This window comes from Haladaptatus sp. (assembly GCF_049589095.1).
In the GTDB taxonomy this organism is placed as follows: Archaea; Halobacteriota; Halobacteria; order Halobacteriales; family Haladaptataceae; genus Haladaptatus.
Genome location: NZ_JBAWAC010000402.1, coordinates 1 through 3,190 on the forward strand (window position 1 = coordinate 1; position 3,190 = coordinate 3,190).

Here is a 3,190-nt window from a genome sequence, read left to right on the forward strand (position 1 = left end):
GACTCGAACTGCTCATCGCCGTGATGCTCTCGGCCCAATGCACCGACGAGCGCGTGAACAAGGAGACCGAACACCTCTTCGAGAAGTACACGTCGGCGGAGGACTTCGCGAACGCCGACGTGGACGAACTCGCGGAGGACTTGAACTCCATCACCTACTACAACAACAAGGCGAAGTGGATCAACAGCGCCTGTCAAACCATCATCGAGGAACACGACGGCGAGGTGCCGGACACGATGACCGAACTGACCGACCTCACGGGTGTCGGCCGAAAGACGGCCAACGTCGTGCTCCAACACGGCCACGACGTGGTCGAAGGCATCGTCGTGGACACCCACGTCCAGCGACTCTCGCGCCGATTGGGGCTGACCGAGGAGAAGACCCCGGAGAAAATCGAGGAGGACTTGATGACGTTCGTCCCCGAGGAAGATTGGCAGTGGCTCACCCACCTGTTCATCAGCCACGGCCGGGCGACCTGCACGGCCCGAAATCCGGACTGTGAGGATTGTATTCTGGAGGACATCTGTCCGTCCTCGAAACTCGACAACGAGGCCGACCTCGCCAGCGGCGAATCGTGGGCGTGAAGGAATAGGAGGGGGGATACTGGGAAGTACTGTTTTGTACTGACGCCTATTGCAAGATACTGTTCGGTGAGGGGTGACTTCGAAACCTCGCTGGCTGAACCGTCTCGTCGCAGCGACCTTCTTATCCGTCGATTTTGGTGCCCGGGTTCTCTCCGGCCAGAAACGCGCGCACGTCGTCGGGGCCGAAAATCGAAGCGGGTGCGCCGAGTTCGAGGAGCGCGTTCACCTTCCCGGCCATACCGCCGGTCACGTCGGTGGATTCGCTCTCGCCGAGCACGTCCGCGACTTGGTCGTACGACGTAATCTCGGAAATCACGGCGTCGTCCTCGTCCAGCACGCCGGGGACCGTCGAACAGAACCCGACGCGGTCGGCGTCGAGTTGGCGCGCGACGGACGTGACGAGTTCGTCGCCGCTGACGATGGTGACGCCCTTTCCTTCGTGAACCACGACGTCGCCGTAGAGGACCGGGACGAATCCTTCGCCGAGCATCGTCGCGATTTGCTCGACCGGCAACGAGAGGTTCGCGTCCGAATCGCGGGACGCGACGGAGAACGGGTGGACCGGAACGGCCGGAACGTCGCGTTCGTGGAGGCGGGAGAGGACGAACTGATCGAGGGTTTCCATCGCGCCGTGGATGTCGATGACGGCCGCGACGTCGCTGCTGCCGACCGTCTTCGAGACGCCGTGTTGGCTCGCGTGGTGGTGGCCGAAACTCCCAGCGCCGTGGACGAGCACGAGGTCGTTCGTCTGGCCGTCGCTTTTGCTCTCACCTACTGCATCCGCGACGAAGTCCAGCATCTCCCCGTCCAACGTGTCGGGGCGGTCCTTGTCCGTGATGACGCTCCCGCCGAGTTTGAGGACGGTGAGGCTCATTCGACGCGCACTCCTTCGGTGTCGAGTTCGGCGCGGAAGGCGTCCTCACACCCCGGCGTGAACCGGAGCGCCGTCTTCGTCTCGTCCGTCGGGTCGAGTGCGACGATACAACCGCCGCCACCGGCACCCGTGAGTTTCGCACCGAGCGCGCCCGCGTCGCGGGCCGCCCAGACCATGTTGTCGAGCGAACGCGAGGAGACGCCGAGTGCCTCCAGCAGACCGTGGTTGAAGTTCATGAGCATGCCGAGCTTCTCGATATCGCCGTCGGCGAGCACCTGCTCTCCCTGTCGGACGATGTCGCCGATGCTCTCGACGGTCTCCGCCGCGAAGTCGTACTCCTCGCGGAGCGCTCGGACGCCCGCGACGAGTTTTCCGGTGTCGCCCGCGCCGCCGTCGAAGCCGACGACGATGGGGAGATCGGGTGCGTCGATCTTCCGGCAGTCGTCGCCCTCGACGCGGACCGCGCCGCCGGTCGCACAGCAGAACGTGTCGGCGCGGGAGGCTTCCCCGTCCTGTACCGCGAGTTCGGCCTGATACGCTCGGTCCGCGAGTTCGTCGCTCGAAAGCGTCACGCCCAGTTCGCGGGTCGCGGCGTCGATCGCGGCGACGGTGACCGCCGCCGAGGAGCCGAGTCCCGCACCGAGCGGGATGTCGCTCTCGACGGTGATGTCGAAGCCCGCATCCGGCGTGTCGGTCGCGTCGCGGACTTGCTTGACCGACGCGTCGATGTACCCGGTCGCCGCTCGGACGAGCGACTCGGAGACGTTCACGTCCGGTGTCTCGTCGGCACCACGGCCGTACTCGATGGTGAACCCATCGAGACTCAAATCCTCGGCGTTGACGCGCAACCGGTCGTCATCGCGCAGTTCGACGGTCACTGTCGCTCGGCGTTCGATGGCACACGGGACGGCAGGTTCGCCGTAGACGACGGCGTGTTCCCCGAAGAGATACACTTTCCCGGGGGCGCTGGAAACGGTCATGTTCGTGGCTCCGCACCGGGAGATAACAGGGTTTTCGGACTCCGGTCCGCTCACGGCGGACAGGTTCCCGGACGGATTCGAAATTCGTCGTACAATCGTCCGAAATGAAGCTGTTCGAACCGGATCTCCCCGCAGTCGATTGCGTTTCATCAGACCCAAAATATATACTTATTGGTTGTATCCGTTCGAACACATAATCTATCCATGGCAACTGAACAATCGGTACGAAACGAAATCTATCCCGGCGGCGACCTCGATGCTGGTACGTTTTGGCGTCACGCGTTCGAAGGTCTCGTCACGAGACTACCCGAGCCAGTGTTCGTCGTGGACGAGCACGGAACCATCACCTACTGGAACTCCGGTGCGGAGGAGTTGACGGGCTACTCCGCGAGTCGCGCGGTCGGCATGCCCTCCTACGAACTGTTCGGGACGGACGGTCAAGACGAAACGCTCGCCGAAACGGTGGTTCGGACCGGCCAAGTCGTCCGAGAGTCGGATATTCGTACGGCACCCACGGCGAGCGGCGGGACGATCCACGGACGCGCGCTTGCCGTTCCGATCACCACCCCGGACGGTGAGACGGTCGGTGCCGTCGAAGTCATCACCCGCGTCACCGAACTCATCGAACAGCGTGAAGCCGTCCGCGGGTTGCAACAACAGATGTCCGAAGAGGTCGAAGGCGCGGTTGCCGAACTCCGCGATTCCGCCGCGGACGTCGCGGAGGATTCCCAGTCCATCCGGGAGCTAACTCG

General features: G+C 63.6%; 4 protein-coding genes. 2 read left to right on the plus strand and 2 right to left on the minus strand.

Features of this window, described 5'->3' with window-relative positions; translation table 11 throughout:
• Window positions 1–584, plus strand: a 584-nt coding sequence (gene nth, locus WBV42_RS12645; RefSeq protein WP_423986347.1) for an endonuclease III, incomplete at its 5' end; no start/stop codon positions are given.
• A 121-nt stretch (window positions 585–705) separates the two neighbouring features.
• Here the strand turns inward: nth and WBV42_RS12650 are convergent.
• Together WBV42_RS12650 and mvk are read right to left on the minus strand one after the other, a co-directional pair.
• The gene (locus WBV42_RS12650; protein ID WP_423986348.1) at window positions 706–1,458 is read right to left on the minus strand and encodes an isopentenyl phosphate kinase; all 753 of its coding nucleotides are present in this window, start codon (window positions 1,456–1,458) and stop codon (window positions 706–708) included.
• Entirely contained in the window at window positions 1,455–2,438 is a 984-nt protein-coding gene (gene mvk / locus WBV42_RS12655) for a mevalonate kinase (protein ID WP_423986349.1), read from the minus strand. Before mvk ends, WBV42_RS12650 begins: the two co-directional genes overlap by 4 nt.
• Before the next feature lie 204 nt (window positions 2,439–2,642).
• On the opposite strand from mvk, the gene WBV42_RS12660 reads away from it, so the two are divergent.
• Window positions 2,643–3,190 (plus strand): PAS domain-containing protein (locus WBV42_RS12660; protein WP_423986350.1); only part of this gene is annotated, 548 nt, incomplete at its 3' end.